This window comes from Nostoc sp. (assembly GCF_036916655.1).
GTDB lineage: Bacteria > Cyanobacteriota > Cyanobacteriia > Cyanobacteriales > Nostocaceae > Nostoc.
Genome location: NZ_JBALFY010000079.1, coordinates 1 through 14,811 on the forward strand (window position 1 = coordinate 1; position 14,811 = coordinate 14,811).

Consider the following 14,811-nt stretch of genomic DNA (forward strand, 5'->3'; position numbering starts at 1 on the left):
TTCTTTCATATAGGGAGTTGTGTATTTTATCTATATTAACTAGATCCAGCTTATCGTTATGTGTAATTTTTCACAACTCATTTAGGATTGCTATAACCCTCTTTTGTCACTCTCCGAAAACATTTGCCATTTCTGGATTCTAGAACTTTTGTATAGCAAGCGATCGCGCGATTCTTTTCTAATAACAAATACAAGACCAATTTTTTTCTAATAGTATAGCTTGTATTGATTGCCTCATCAGGCTTCTAGCGATCGCCCTCCCGGAGAGTGACAGAAGAGGGATAAATGTAAGTAAGTCGGTGGGAAAAAACCAAATTGATAAATATAGCGGTTCTCGAATGGAAGCAATACACAATAGGGCACAGCAATGCTGTGCCCCTACAAATGGTCTGTATTCTATGCAATTAAGAACCGCTATAAATATGTATAGAGACGAATTATTTGACCAAAACGACAGATTCTTTGTCACCAATCCAAATTCTTCTACATTGCTTGTTCAAGCAATTTCTACAGCTTCATATTAGATTCCTCTAGAGCGAAGCTTACAATCATGAAAAATTTGACTTATAATCTGTCAGTGCGGTCAAATAATCTGTCGTTTTACATTTCTTTATTTGATTTATTGCGGTGCGTTAGCCTACGGCGTAACACACCCTACTAAATTGAGATTTTTTTAATTGGAATTCCCTTAGTATCCAGCTTGCTTATCTACAACATTCCGCAAAGGCTGACCGGTTTGGTAGCGTTTGAGATTGTCGATAAACAGTTGTGCTATGCGTCCTCTGAGACGTGGCGATAAGGCTGAACAATGGGGTGTAATAAAGGCGTTCGGTAGCGACCATAAGGGACTTTCCGATGGCAGAGGTTCGGTTGCAACTGTGTCTAATCCAGCGCCAGCAATCCATCCTTCACGTAATGCGGTGATTAATGCAGCTTCATCTACGATCGCACCACGAGCAATATTAATTAGATAAGCAGACTGACGCATAGAGCGCAATGCAGCTTCATCAATCAAACCTTTAGTTTCTGGAGTTAATGGTGTAGCAAGAACTACATAGTCTGCTGTCGGGAGGAGCGATCGCCACTCATCAGTACCCACAACCTTGTCAAAATTCGGTAGGGGTTCGGGATGGCGGCGACTACCCCAAACTGTGACTCCAAAGGCTTTAGCACGAGATGCGATCGCTTGACCAATATTCCCAGTGCCGAGAATTAATAAAGTCGTGTCTGCCAATTCTTCGAGAAATACTCCCCTTACCCAAGTGTGTTCATCCTGCAAAGTTTGCAATTTTCGCAGATTCTTGGCGTGATACAGCATGAATGCCAATACAAATTCTGCAATTGGAATTGCGTGAACCCCTGCGCCATTAGTGAGAATAATATCCTTTTGCAAAAAAGTTGGTGTAAGGATATGATTCACGCCAGCACTCGGTGACTGTTGCCAACGTAGCGCGGGTGCTGCTGTCAGTACTTTATCAAGGGTAGAAGTTTTTAGGTAAAATCCGTTGACATAAACTTCGGCATCACTTGCATCACCATCAAGATTGCCTTCACTATCAACCTCCACAACATCTACATTAGATGGTAGGTGTGGTTCAATATCTGCAATTAGATGATCTGGTAAGATTAGTTTCATCATTTGCTACTCCCTAATTCCATTTTGGATTTTTAATTTTGGATTGTGCAACCCAATCGCCAACATCTCTTCATTTTTAATTTTTAATTATTTAGTATCCTGCTTCTTTGTCTACTACATTTCGTAACGGTTGACCAGCTTGGTAACGCTTGAGATTATCAATAAATAGTGCGATTGAACGCTGTTTACTTTTTGGGGAATGCCCGGAAGTATGGGGTGTGATAAAGATGTTAGGAAGTGACCACAAAGGACTTTCTGATGGTAACGGTTCAGAGTTAACTGTGTCTAATGCTGCACCTGCAATCCAACCTTCGGTGAGCGCTTTGATTAATGCCGATTCATCAACTACGCCACCACGAGCAATATTAATTAGGTAAGCATGATTTGGTAGCGATCGCAATACAGATTCATCAATAAATTCTTTGGTTTCGGGAGTTAGGGGTGTTGCAATAACTAGATAATCAACACTTGGTAGGAGCGATCGCCATTCATCAGCACCCACTACTTTATCAAAATTGAGTAACTCTTGGGGATGGCGGCGACTGCCAATAATTTTTAAGCCGAAGGGTTTAGCACGGGCGGCGATTTCTTGACCGATACCACCAGCGCCAAGAATTAGCAAGGTTGCATCTGTCAACTCTTCGATAGCAAAGCCTCTTTTCCAGTGACGTTCTGCCTGTAAAGCGTATAACTCTGGCAGGTGTTTGGCATGAGCTAATATATAGGCGATCACAAATTCTGCGATCGGAATTCCATGCACTCCCGCCCCATTTGTGAGAATAATATCTCTCTTCAAATAAGTTGGTGTCAGGATGTGATTCACCCCTGCATTTGGTGCGTGATGCCAACGCAGTGAAGGTGCTGCTTCTAGTATTTTATGCAGCGTCGGACTTCTAGATAAAAACCAACTGAAATAAACTTCAGCATCGCTTGCATCGCCGTCTAAATTTCCTTCAACATCTACCCTGACAACCTCTGTATCAGGTGGTAGATGAGGCTCAATGTCAGCAACGAGATCGAGCGGTAATATCAGTTTCATGCTAGATAACCTCTTTCTTATTTATAGGACTATTTCTATAAATTGCTTCTGTTTTAATAAAAAATAAAGTACTATTTTCTACTACTAATACTAATTCTAATAATTATTTTTAACTACAAGATAATGTCCCTAAAAAAGGAAATTATACCATGACATTTAATAATCTTTTTAAACACTATAATTTAAATCATTCATCAAAATCTATTTTTATTTTCTCTGCGTCTGGGCAGTTAGTTATCAAAAATTATATTTTACAAATCATATAATATTATATTGGGCAAATTATTTCTCGAAGTAGCCTATTTACCGCAGCTACCTCAAGCATTAGATAAATCAGCTAACGAAAGCTAAATCTCAACTACTCAACTGCAACAATTGATTATTTGGCTGAGAACCTTCATTGCTCATGACTCGCTCTAAAACGGCTTCTCTGATATTGATAAACACTTCGCTACTTCTATCTCGCGGGCGTGAAAGTCTCACAGGTAAATCGACAGAAATCTGTCCTTCATCAATCACTATCACGCGGTCTGCCAACGCCACAGCCTCTTCCACATCATGAGTAACCAAAAAGGCAGTAAATCTCCGTTCTTGCCATAAATTTTCAATCAAACCCTGCATCTCTAAGCGAGTTAGAGCATCCAATGCTCCCAAAGGTTCATCTAACAATAACAAACGCGGTTGACTAACTAATGCTCTTGCCAATGATACCCGTTGCCGTTGTCCACCAGATAAAACATAAGGCCACTCATCGGCCCGATCTTTGAGTCCGACTTTATCAAGTGCCCACAAAGCTTTTTCACGCCAATCACCTTGCAAGCCTAAGCCTACGTTTTGGATAACGCGCTTCCACGGTAACAAACGGGGGTCTTGAAACATCACTCTTACAGAACCACTGAGTCTACGCAGTGGTTCTCCATCTAGTAGTATTCCACCGGAAGTTGCTTTATCTAATCCTGACACAAGACGCAATAAGGTACTCTTACCACAACCACTTCGTCCAACAATAGCGACAAACTGACCTGCTTCAACTTCTAAATTCAACGAGTTTAAAACAGTTTTCTTGCCAAAAGCTTTCGTCAAATCCAAAATGCTTAGTTGTGTACCCTGTACATTTGAACTCACTTGCAAAACCTCCTTGTTTACAACAATTGGAATTTAATTACTTACATTTATGACTTTTGATAATTGGGGTTCCAAGCCAAGAATTTTGTTTCTAATCCTCTGGCAACGGCATCTGCTAATTTACCCAGCAGTGCATAAATTACAATACTCAAAACCACAACATCTGTTTGCATAAACTCACGGGCATTCATTGCCATATAACCAAGGCCGGAATCTGCCGCGATCGTTTCTGCCACAATTAGTGTCAGCCACATAATCCCCAAGGAAAAACGGACACCAACAAGAATTGAAGACAACGCTCCTGGAAAAATGATTTGCCACAGAAGTTGTGGTGTTTTTAATCCATAGACCTTTCCCATTTCAATCAATCCAGGGTCAACACTACGGATGCCATGAAATGTGTTGAGATATAACGGGAAAAATACCCCCATAGACACTAGAAATAATCTAGCTTGATCGCCAATACCAAACCAGAGAATCACTAGGGGAATCAGTGCCAAATTGGGGATAGTACGGAGCATTTGCAAGGAACTATCCAATAACTTTTCTGCTACACGGGAAAAGCCATTGAGTAATCCCAAACCAAAGCCAATACTGCCACCAACGATAAAACCAGATATCGCCCGCCCAGCACTAATTCCTATATTTTGGAACAGTTCTCCAGTTGATCCTAGTTTAATCGCTGTAGCGATTACACCACTTGGCGCTGGTAAAATCCTAGTTGAAAGTAGACCAGTTCTGGAAGCAAGTTCCCAAAGAACTAATATGGTAATAGGCACAATCCAAGGAACTATTTTCTGGAATTGTTGATTTTCCCACAATTCGTTTATGAATATTGGATTGTTGTTATTGCTTTTGGTGCGTTTAAGGGTAATAGTCATGGAGTTTGGGATTTTAGATTTTAGATTGTCCACAAGGATGAATCTAGAAGCAGCAAATTTCGGATTTTAGACTTTAAATTTGGCGTTTTTACTTAATCCAAAGTTCCAAATCCAAAATCTAAAATTGGCATCATGAAGCACTCGTTAGTTGTTTCGCAAATTTTTCATTGGCGATGATTTCGCCAACAGGACTCAAAACTGGTGATGTTAAAGGTGGAGGTTCGTTCTGCAAAGGTAGACGCGGAAATAATAATTCAGCGGTACGATACGCTTCTTCTAAATGGGGATATCCAGAGAAAACGAATGTTTCTATCCCCAAATTGCGATATTCCAGCATCCTCGCGGCAATGGTGTCGGGATCTCCAACTAGGGCCGTACCAGCACCACCGCGTACCAATCCAATTCCTGTCCACAGGTTGGGGCTAATCTCTAAGGTTTTTCGACTACCGCTATGTAGTTGACTCATGCGCCGCTGTCCTTCAGAATCAGAACTAGCAAGGTCTTTTTGAGCTTTGGCGATCGCATCCTCATCCACATACTTAATTAGCTCATTGGCCGCATCCCAAGCAGCTGACTCGGTTTCTCGCACAATTACATGCAGGCGAATTCCAAAACGGACTGTTCTACCTTGTTCAGCCGCTAATTTTCGGACTTCGGCAATCTTTTGAGCCACTTGCTGCGGAGGTTCGCCCCAAGTCAGGTAAACATCTATATGTTTAGCAGCAACCCGCTTGGCAGCAGCAGATGAGCCACCAAACCACAAAGGTGGATAGGGTTTTTGCACTGGTGGGAATAAGAGTTTACCGCCTTTAATATCCAGGTATTTTCCCTGAAAATCGACTGTTTCCCCGCTGACGATACTCCGCCAAACTGTCAGAAATTCGTCAGTTAAATCATAGCGATCGTCATGACTAAGATGCAGTCCATCCCCAGCCAGTTGTACAGGATCTCCACCTGTCACCACATTAATTAACAATCTTCCTTTAGAAATCCGGTCAAATGTTGCTGCCATTCTTGCAGCAGCACCAGGGGAAGTAATTCCTGGACGAATTGCCACCAGGAATTTCATCTGCTTGGTGACAGATATAAAAGCCGCGGCAGTTATCCAAGCATCTTCACAAGAACTTCCTGTGGGTAGTAATGCGCCTGTGTAGCCTAAACTATCTACAGCTTGGGCAATTTGCTGCAAATAGTCAGGTGTCGCAACACGAGAGCCTATATCTGTGCCTAAATAGCGTCCGTCATGAGATCCAGTAGGAATAAACCAAAGAATTTGCATCTGTGTCAGGCAGGGTAAGGATAAAGTCTACGGTAGCTCGACCGAATTGCCGTAGTTTATAGTCAGTATTCTACAGGAAATTATTTAAAACGCCAGTATTAGATTAACGATTCATAAAGAATAACTGCCCACAAAATTGACTTTTTCACGAGCAGTTCTGATAATCATGACACTTTTTTCGCAACAATGGCTGTCGTGAAGAATACAAGTTTTGTGTTAATCACCCACATTTTTTTGTAATTCTGAAGTGTTCACCTTCGGTTTCATCGATAGAAGCCTTGCTCCTTGTGGTTTCTTTGTCTGTGCCTGAATAAAGGTTACGATCGCTCATAGCTAAAACTATCTAATACAATAGACATCTGGTGAAAAAGAATGTAGAGACAGGAACTTTAACTAGGCTTCTTCTATCTACGAGACGCGATTGCGATCGCCCCGCTACGCTAAAGTGTTTCCACAAGGATTTAAATTTGAGAAAGATTGGGTTGAGTTACAAAAAAGTAGGAGTAAAGTTCTAGTGTGGAACTTGAAAGCTGGTATCTTGCTACTCACACTGAGTTGCATAATTGCAACTGGTATAGCAGTATATCTTCTTGGCGGTATTGAACCAGCCCAAATCCAAGCATTGCTAAAATCTTCTGGTATTTGGGCACCTGTGATTTATATTGCTTTGTACGTTGTCGCAACGATGTTAGTTTTGCCTTCAACGGTACTCAATTTGACTGGAGGTGCAATTTTTGGCCCTTGGCTGGGTACTGTCTGGACTAGTGTTGGAGCAGTAATTGCGGCAATAATTGCCTTTATTTTTACTCGAACTATTGGACGCCAAACAGTGGCAAAACGACTAGCAGGACGCTGGCAAGCTATGGATGCTGAGGTGCGTCGGGGAGGGCTTTTTTATATGTTTGCCATCCGACTAGTACCGATTATGCCCTACGGCTTGGTCAACTTTGTCGCAGGACTGACTTCGATCAGCTTTAAAGATTATGTTTTAGGTACAACACTTGGTACTGTTCCTAGTGTCTTGCCTTTTGTACTACTAGGTAGTTCTGGTCTGAAGGCAGTCAATACAGGCGATTTTTTGCCGCTAGTACTAGCCTTAGGCTTAACGGGAACGTTGGTAGCAGGGTCTACTTGGTATCGCCATCGTCGGACTTTTCCTCAAAAAGCTGTAGAAAGGCTTAAAGAATCAGACTCTCCAAATGATATTAACTCAAAGAATAAATAAATTATCACAATCTAACTTGAGTTTTACTAAGTATACTGAGAACCAAATCCTTGCGATCGCAAGCAGTCTGTCAGCTTGGCTGTTCAAAAATTAAACAAAATTTTTAGATGCTACCAAAGTATTCATTCATTGTTCCAATTTATAACGAAGAAGAAATTATTCCAGAACTATACCGCAGACTGAGTGCAGTCATGAATCGGATGGATGGTCTCGTCGAATTAATTTTGATCGATGATGGTAGCCGCGATCGCTCCCTACAATTACTGCGAGACCTCCATCAAAAAGACCCGCGTATTTGCTACTTGAGCTTTGCTCGTAACTTTGGTCATCAAATTGCAGTTACAGCTGGTCTTAATTTTGTTCGGGGTCAAGTTATCGTCATCCTGGATGCTGACCTGCAAGACCCACCAGAACTAATCCCCGACATGGTTGAAAAATGGCGACAGGGCTATCAGGTCGTCTACGCTCAACGCACTCAACGCCTTCAGGAAGGATGGTTTAAGCGTTTGACTGCCTATTCTTTTTATCGCATTCTTAAGAAGTTGGCAGATGTAGAGATTCCTACTGATACAGGTGATTTTTGTTTAATGGATCGGCAGATCGTAAATATTCTTAATTCTATGCCAGAACGCACCCGTTATATTCGTGGTCTACGTTCTTGGGTTGGCTTTCAGCAAACAGCAATTAGGTTCGAGCGCGATCCTCGCTTTGCTGGGGAAGTTAAATATACTTTTAGCAAATCCTTGGCCCTTGCTATTAATGGTCTAGTGTCCTTTTCAATAGTGCCACTGCGATTATCAACCTACTTAGGGTTAGTAGCGGCGGCGGCGGCCATCTTAATGGCGCTATTAGTCTTGTATTGGCGTCTTTTTGTGCCTCATTCACCTTTAACCGGGTTTACGATTATTTTGATGGCAATTTTCTTTCTCGGATCTGTCCAGTTGGTTAGTGTTGGCATCTTGGGTGAATATATAGGGCGCATCTACGAAGAAGTTAAAGCCAGACCCCTGTATACTTTGGCAGAGGTAGCTGGTTTTGATCGCAAATCTTCCAACTCAACAAGCAATCCTGACAAACTAGATAATCTAGAAGATCCTACTATGCAAAATCTAGATAAGTATTGACAAAGAAAGGCAGTGCCGATAAAACGAGTTTCAAAAGCGTTGGATGAAAGAATGACTGGGGATTGGGAAATTTTACCCATGCTCCATGCCCCATACCCCCTTGCCCCAACTGGTTTCCAGCCTGGAGGCTGGGAACGAAGATACAATAAGTCTCTGGGCTTTTCTTAGTGCCATTCGGGTCAAACCAATGGACTGTTGAAGGCGATCGTAGATACTGGGACGGGTCGAATTCTTGGGTGTTCACTGTTGTGTCATGCAGCGAGTGAAATGATTTCGACAGTGCAGATGGTAATACAAGCTCAGATGCCCTATACCGTTTTGCGCGATGGCATTTTAACTCATCCAACAATGACTGAAGGGTTAAATCTGCTATTCTCAAAGTTGTGATGCAACAGAACCGATAACACTTCAATGGTTCATATAAATCCAGAATCCACATCAAATTAACCTATGAAAAAACTAGAAGGAAAAATCGCCCTTGTTACGGGTGGCAACAGTGGTATTGGTCTTGCCACAGCCAAACAGTTTGTTGCTGAAGGTGCCTATGTCTACATCACAGGTCGTCGCCAAGTCGAACTGGATGCTGCTGTGGAAGCTATTGGTAAAAATGTTACGGCTGTACAGAGCGATGTTTCTAATCTGGCAGACCTCGATCGTCTGTTTGCCACCATTAAGCAAGAGCAAGGACACCTCGATATCATCTTCGCTAATGCTGGTGGTGGACAAATTGCCCCACTTGGAGCAATCACTGAGGAACACTTTGACAAAACATTCAACGTAAACGTCAAAGGTTTGCTGTTCACTGTACAAAAGGCACTGCCACTGTTGCCAGAGGGTGCTTCTATTATCCTGAATGCTTCGATTACTTCTATAAAAGGTACGCCAGCTTTCAGTGTTTATAGCGCTACCAAAGCCGCCGTGAGATCGTTTGCTCGGAATTGGATACTCGACCTCAGAGAACGCAAGATCCGAGTGAATGCCATTAGCCCTGGTGTAGTTCCGACTCCTGGTTACGATCATTTGGGACTGAATGACCAGCAGTTGCAAGAATTCGTGGATAGCCAAGCCAGCACCATTCCACTGGGACGAGTCGGCAAACCCGATGAAATTGCCAAAGCCGTTGTCTTTCTCGCTTCAGACGATAGCAGCTTTGTGAACGGCATTGAGTTGTTTGTTGATGGCGGTATGGCACAGATTTGAAGTCCAAAAGGAGTTAAAGATGAAGCTTATTTCTGTTAATAGTCGGGCTGCCGCGTGAAGTGCCCTGGGAAGGAAAAGCCGTCTGCACTGGAATTTTCAAAGAGCCAGTTAAGAATGGCACTAAGAAAAGGGACAATCGTTGAGGCAGCAGGAGTGTACAGGAGCAGAGGAGCAGGGGAGAAAGAAGAAGTTTTAGACAGACGAACAGATATTTAGAAATTCCCCTCTGCAATCTATACGCTGTCTACCATTCAGCTTAACTTAGTGCCATTCCCCCATACTCAATGGACCATTCTCAATGCCCTAAAACTCCATCTTGCCAGTGGCGTGGAGTTTTTTATTTGCTCTGGAGCGATCGCAATTGCTTAAGTGAACTTAGCCAAGAATTTTGACATATTTTCGCCTTAGAGAAAAGTACTGGGTCTTGCATTGTACCAAGCTCTATGCAAAGATAATTCTACAAAAATACGGTAAATCGATAGAAGTATCGTATTTAACTAACAATTGATGCTGTCAAATGATAGCTGATTACATTAAAAACTTAGTGTTAATTGGCAAATAGTCACTTGAATCAAAATCAAGCTTTAGTCAATGTCAGTAACCATTGATTAATTTTGTACAGCATAACCCAAAAAAACGGCATCTAGGATGTCTCAAAAGTATCAGTTTAGATAGTCTGTGGTTGAGTTTACCTTAAAAGGAGAGAAGTCTTTGCTAAGTCAGTGATTGTTTCATCCAAGACGTTTTTAGTATTCTTGAAAACGTCATAGTTATTAGTTAATACGAATTTTGGACTGTACATTCAACTGCTTGGTATTGGTTTCAACATTCATCAGAGATTTGTACTTTTCTCACCAGCAAAGCCTTGCTAAATAAACGATCTAGTGCTTGACAACAAAAATTAGATCGATGATTTCTCCTGGTTTTCTGTCAAATTGAGAGCTAGTTTATTCATCTTTAAGGTTGAGGAGTTAAGGATTCATGTCTAATTTTCGCTGGAATTATAGATCCATCGTGTTTCTGCTTTTGTTGCTAGATAGTCTAGCTATCCTGGTTTTTTATCCAGCTAAAAGCCAGGCTGAAGTACCTAAATCTGATGTATCTACTACTGAAGTAGAAAAAAACAAAGCTCCAGAAGCAGTTGTCAATCAAACAGTAGACACTTTAATTGCACCACCAACTAACAAAAAAGCTCCAAATGATCTTCGAGATCGAGTTACACCTGTATCGCAATTATTGCAAGCTGCACCGCCAACTAACAAGAAAGCTCCAAATAATTCTGCGGGACAAGTGACATCTGTCTCGCAGCTGTCAGATATTAAGCCTACAGATTGGGCATTTCAAGCATTACAGTCTCTAGTTGAGCGTTACGGTGTAATTGCGGGATATACAGATGGTACATTTAGAGGCGATCGCTCCTTAACGCGTTATGAGTTTGCAGCTGGGTTGAATGCAGCATTAGATCGCCTCAATGAACTAATAGCAACTTCAACGACAGATTTAGTCAAACGCGAAGACCTAGATACCATCAAAAAACTACAAGAACAATTTTCTCCAGAACTCGCTCAACTTCGGGGACGCGTAGATAGTTTGGAAACGCGAACTGCGAAGTTAGAATCAACTCAGTTTACAACCACAACTAAACTTGTAGGCCGAGGTCAGATTGTTGTTGGCTCAGTTTTTGCGGGCAATAACGTTTTCACCAAGAGACCAGCACCTCGCAATGTCACACTTCAAGGCTCAACTTCTTTACGGTTAAACACCAGTTTTAACGGTAAAGATTCACTAGGTATAACAATAGGCGGTGGAAATATTGAATCATTAGGACAAACAAGAGCCGGATTATTAGGAACTTATGAGGGGAGAACTGCTGATAACTCCAGTATTACTTTTGCACGCAACACTATTATTCTTAGTGGTGTTCGCTATCGGTTTCAACCTCTTCCAGGTACCCAAGTCAACATTTATCCCTTGTCTGATGGAGCTAGTGAGATCGGTCTTTCTGGCCCCATTAACCCATATTTTGAATCGTCTTCTGCAACTGGTGCTAATGGGATTTCACGATTTTCACGGCGGTCTTTGGTCTATAACTATGGAGACAGCGGCCCTGGAATTGCCATACTCCAGGGATTAGGGAAACAGGTTCAATTAGGGATAGCGTACAGCGCACCAAACGGTAATAATCCTACAGCTAATAATGGCTTATTTAAAGGCAGGTATTTAGCTTTAGCACAGTTAATATACTACTCTTCTGATCGGAATTTTCGGGTGGCCGCAACTTACGTCAATACCTATAGTCCAGCAAATACTATCGGTTTTAGTGGAACAAATTTTGGTCCAGCAGTCGGGAGTAACCTAGTAAACAGCACGGTGCCTGGAGCGGGAACTGTAGGCAACCTTTATGGTCTACAGGCGTTCTATCAAGTTAGTCCCAAGTTGGCAATCAATGGGTGGGTAAGTTATGCAGCACATCGCTATTTGGGATACGGAGATGGTAATGCTATGGATTGGGCAGTAGGGCTGGCATTCCCCGATCTTTTTAGTCGAGGCGCTTTAGGAGGGGTTTTAGTTGGTATGGAGCCGAAAATCACCAGGCTCAGCCCAAATGTAAATTTGGGAGCAGGTGCGGGACAAGCGGACAAAGATACTTCCCTACACGTTGAGGCATTCTATCAATATAAAATCGGAGATAATATTGAGGTGACGCCTGGCTTAATCTGGATTACTGCACCGGACTCTGATAGCAGCAATCCTGATAGTTTATTTGCTTGGGTTCGTACAGTCTTTAGGTTTTAACGTTTCGCGGAAGTTTTCAGGCTCAATGTATTCATAGCCTGGGAATTCTAAGAAAAGCCGAAAGGCTTGTGTGACCTCGTTCCCAGAGACTCTGCCTCTGGTTAAGCTACTGGAGGCAGAGCCTCTCAAAATCGATTCACAGCCTCCAGGCTGGGAACCAGTTATTCAAAAAGCTGTGTCTTTTAGCGCCATTCGGAACGAAGCCCAACATATTGCAAGGTCTGTTGGGTGTCACTTTCATCCGGGATGCTGTTCGCGTTCGTTCTACCCAACCTACAAATATTCTTAACTGTTTTCTACTCAGCACGGGCTAAACCTTAGCTATCCGCTAACAGGACTGTTTCGGTAAGTCTCTATGGAGAAAAGTCTGAGTGCGAGAAGTCAGTACTCAGAATTTGGGAGTGGATTTAGTTGATAAATTGGGTTTTTATAGGTACAGAAAAAATCTACCAGTTAGAAATTAAATGTACTACGTATAGCACCTACCCAAATTGGATCGTTGGCAGAATCTCCTTGGGGGTTGAGAATTACAAACAAAGTTGGAGTAATACTAATGTTGTCATTCACCCGATAAGTATAAAAACCTTCTAAATGGAAGGAAGTATCTCTGTTGACGCGAGCTGCGACATCATTGCTAGTGACTTTAGGGGGTACACCAAAGACTAACCCCCCTAGATTCGCTTTTTTAAATAGGTCTGGAAAAGCCAAGGTAAGCGCACCATTAATTATGGTTGCATCGTTACTAGTACCTTCTTGATGGGCAAGAGTATAACCAAACCAACCACCTATATTAACTACACTACTGGCTTTCCAGTTGACCTGCAATCCGAAGTTATCGGATGAAGTGGGATTGGCGGCAAAAGGAAGAATAGCGAAACTAGTACCTGTACCACCAGTGATGTTATAACCAGATCCAAAAGCGGCAGTTGAACCAGTACCAACGGGGACAGGGGCAGGAAAGTATTTGCGGGCGTAGGCGAAACTAATATCTAGACTGCGACTGGGTGTAAAGGTTAGTTGACCAAGTGCCTCATAGGAGTTACCAAAGAGTCCTCCTTTATTGGTTGCATTGCCACCAGGGTTATTAGCTAGACCGTCATCTACTATGTAACCTGCATTGAGTTGGAGTTGATTATTAAATTTATGGGCAAAAGCTAGACCGGCACCGTCAAAGCCGGGTCGGTAAATTACAGGGTTGAAAAGTGCAAACCGGGAGAGAGTACCAGTTTGGGCATTACCAACCAAAGGATTTAGTGTTGGAGCAAAAGTAACTGGTTGCAGCGCCCTCGGGCCTATCCAAACAGTAGTTTTAGCTCCAATTGGGAAGCGATAGAACAATCTGTCAAGATAAACAGAACCATCTGTGTAAAAAGTATTCCTTTCAACATTAAACCGAGTCTGTGGAGTTCCTGTCAGAGGTGTTGTTCCTCCAGGGAAAACTGCGCCTGAGAGGGCTGGAACGTTAACTGCTGTTAAACTAGTGGTCAACTGGTCTTTACCAGTAAAGCTGGTTTGTAGGGCAAGTGTAGCGCGGTAGCTAAAAAAAACGTTGGTGTTATCCCTATTACTATTGACACCGTGACCAAAGGTATCACCCACAAAGAATTGTGCAATCCCTTGCAGTTTGGTAGTTGTAGAAAACTGAGTTGCTTCTAACTTAGCATTACGTGTTTCTAAGGCATCTACCCGTCCCCGTAATGTGGTAAGTTCGGCGGCAAACTGTTCTTGCAGTTTTTGCAGAGTAGCTAAGTCTTCCTTTCGTACTAAATCTCCGGTGCTAGTAGCAATCAGTTCGTTGAGGCGATCGAGGGCTGCATTCAAGCCTGCGGCAAATTCATAACGAGTCAGTGCCCGATTACCTTTAAATGTGCCATCTGGATATCCTGCAATCACTCCGTAGCGTTCAACTAAAGACTGCAACGCTTGAAAGGCCCAATCTGTAGGTTGAACGTCAGAGAGTTGTGAAACAGATGTAACTTGCTCTGTGCGATCGCTACGAACACCTAAAACTGGCAATTTTACTGCGCTACCCAATGGTTCTGCATTCACAAGTGTTGGAGATGATTCAGATGAAGTCTTCTGAGTAATGCTGGTTGGGGTAATCTCTGATGTTACTTGCTGTGTTGGCTGTGCTGTCTTTTCTACTTCAGCTGCATTTGTTGCTGAAGACAGGACTAAGAATCCACCAAACAAAGCTGGAATCACTAGCAAATAATTCCACAAAACTTTAGACATGGGTTGTTTGTTCCTCACACAATATCAACTAAATTCCGCTGCTCAATCTTTTTCGGTAGCTACAAGACCTTGTGGAAGAGCGAACATCCGTATATGTAATTCTTGATATGTAATTCTTGGAATTTTTTCGGTTTCCAAGTATGGACATACATTTGTACGCCCTTACAGCCGATTCATTTGTTACAAAGATTTAGCGCTGAAACACTAAAAACCCAGTTGGGCGTAACCAACTAGAGACGCGATAAATCGCCATCTCTACAAGAGATTTAGC

Annotated in this window: 11 protein-coding genes; 4 read left to right on the forward strand and 7 right to left on the reverse strand. The window is 42.4% G+C overall.

The window, feature by feature from the left end:
• Nucleotides 1–688 precede the first annotated feature (688 nt).
• The 5 genes from V7L31_RS21970 to ssuD form a co-directional block, all read right to left on the reverse strand.
• The gene (locus tag V7L31_RS21970) at nucleotides 689–1,636 is read right to left on the reverse strand and encodes a D-2-hydroxyacid dehydrogenase (RefSeq protein ID WP_442944471.1); all 948 of its coding nucleotides are present in this window, start codon (nucleotides 1,634–1,636) and stop codon (nucleotides 689–691) included.
• 91 nt (nucleotides 1,637–1,727) lie between these two features.
• Entirely contained in the window at nucleotides 1,728–2,675 is a 948-nt protein-coding gene (locus tag V7L31_RS21975; protein WP_334698223.1) for a D-2-hydroxyacid dehydrogenase, read from the reverse strand.
• Nucleotides 2,676–3,029: 354 nt separating this feature from the next.
• Nucleotides 3,030–3,800 carry an ATP-binding cassette domain-containing protein gene (locus V7L31_RS21980; protein ID WP_334698224.1) on the reverse strand — a complete coding sequence of 257 codons (771 nt, stop codon included), beginning with the start codon at nucleotides 3,798–3,800 and terminating at the stop codon, nucleotides 3,030–3,032.
• A 47-nt stretch (nucleotides 3,801–3,847) separates the two neighbouring features.
• Nucleotides 3,848–4,681 carry an aliphatic sulfonate ABC transporter permease SsuC gene (ssuC, locus tag V7L31_RS21985; protein ID WP_334698225.1) on the reverse strand — a complete coding sequence of 278 codons (834 nt, stop codon included), beginning with the start codon at nucleotides 4,679–4,681 and terminating at the stop codon, nucleotides 3,848–3,850.
• Between the two features lie 130 nt (nucleotides 4,682–4,811).
• On the reverse strand, nucleotides 4,812–5,960 hold the full coding sequence (ssuD, locus tag V7L31_RS21990) for an FMNH2-dependent alkanesulfonate monooxygenase (RefSeq protein WP_334698226.1): 1,149 nt from the start codon (nucleotides 5,958–5,960) through the stop codon (nucleotides 4,812–4,814).
• Between the two features lie 514 nt (nucleotides 5,961–6,474).
• Here ssuD and V7L31_RS21995 point away from each other — a divergent pair.
• Nucleotides 6,475–7,185 carry a TVP38/TMEM64 family protein gene (locus V7L31_RS21995; RefSeq protein WP_334698227.1) on the forward strand — a complete coding sequence of 237 codons (711 nt, stop codon included), beginning with the start codon at nucleotides 6,475–6,477 and terminating at the stop codon, nucleotides 7,183–7,185.
• 107 nt (nucleotides 7,186–7,292) lie between these two features.
• Nucleotides 7,293–8,309, forward strand: coding sequence for a glycosyltransferase family 2 protein (locus V7L31_RS22000; RefSeq protein WP_334698228.1), 1,017 nt, complete (start codon nucleotides 7,293–7,295; stop codon nucleotides 8,307–8,309).
• Here the strand turns inward: V7L31_RS22000 and V7L31_RS32680 are convergent.
• Complete coding sequence (locus tag V7L31_RS32680; protein ID WP_442944466.1) at nucleotides 8,284–8,748, reverse strand: hypothetical protein; 465 nt, start codon at nucleotides 8,746–8,748, stop codon at nucleotides 8,284–8,286. The genes V7L31_RS22000 and V7L31_RS32680 overlap by 26 nt on opposite strands.
• A gap of 11 nt (nucleotides 8,749–8,759) precedes the next feature.
• Here V7L31_RS32680 and V7L31_RS22010 point away from each other — a divergent pair, with 11 nt between their 5' ends.
• Both V7L31_RS22010 and V7L31_RS22015 read left to right on the forward strand, forming a co-directional pair.
• A complete protein-coding gene (locus tag V7L31_RS22010) occupies nucleotides 8,760–9,509 on the forward strand; it encodes a glucose 1-dehydrogenase (RefSeq protein WP_334698230.1) in 750 nt (249 codons plus the stop codon).
• A 981-nt stretch (nucleotides 9,510–10,490) separates the two neighbouring features.
• A complete protein-coding gene (locus V7L31_RS22015) occupies nucleotides 10,491–12,305 on the forward strand; it encodes an iron uptake porin (RefSeq protein WP_334698231.1) in 1,815 nt (604 codons plus the stop codon).
• Between the two features lie 453 nt (nucleotides 12,306–12,758).
• Here the strand turns inward: V7L31_RS22015 and V7L31_RS22020 are convergent, their stop codons facing one another.
• The gene (locus V7L31_RS22020) at nucleotides 12,759–14,540 is read right to left on the reverse strand and encodes an iron uptake porin (RefSeq protein WP_334698232.1); all 1,782 of its coding nucleotides are present in this window, start codon (nucleotides 14,538–14,540) and stop codon (nucleotides 12,759–12,761) included.
• Between the last annotated feature and the right edge of the window lie 271 nt (nucleotides 14,541–14,811).